Here is a 304-nt window from a genome sequence, read left to right as displayed (position 1 = left end):
AGTGCGGTCGCGTGCTGGCGCCCGTCGGCGTGCTGCTGGCCGAGGTTCCCGTGGCGGAGCCGAACGGTAAGGGGCGCGCGGGCGATGCCGATTTCGCAGTGGATGCCAGTCGCGCGGCCGTCGTCGAGGCGGCCCGCGCCCTTCCGAACGCCGTGCAGGCGGCGCCGACTTTCGAGGAACTTCTCGCGTGGCTTGCGACGGCGGGGTTCTCCGAGCCCGTGATTCGCTGCGAGCGGCCGCTTTCCCCCGAGGAGGGCAGCGCGCCCGACCGCCCTGTCCCCACCGTGCCCGGCGACGACGCGAC

Annotated in this window: 1 protein-coding gene; it reads left to right on the top strand. The window is 74.3% G+C overall.

The window, feature by feature from the left end:
* A partial coding sequence (locus NE591_RS14145) for a hypothetical protein (protein ID WP_256156967.1) occupies nucleotides 1-304 on the top strand: 304 nt, incomplete at both ends.

It is taken from the genome of Adlercreutzia sp. DFI.6.23 (assembly GCF_024462535.1).
Classification (GTDB): domain Bacteria; phylum Actinomycetota; class Coriobacteriia; order Coriobacteriales; family Eggerthellaceae; genus Adlercreutzia; species Adlercreutzia rubneri.
The sequence above is the reverse complement of the archived record's forward strand: the minus strand, read 5'-3'. Positions and strand labels throughout refer to the sequence as shown.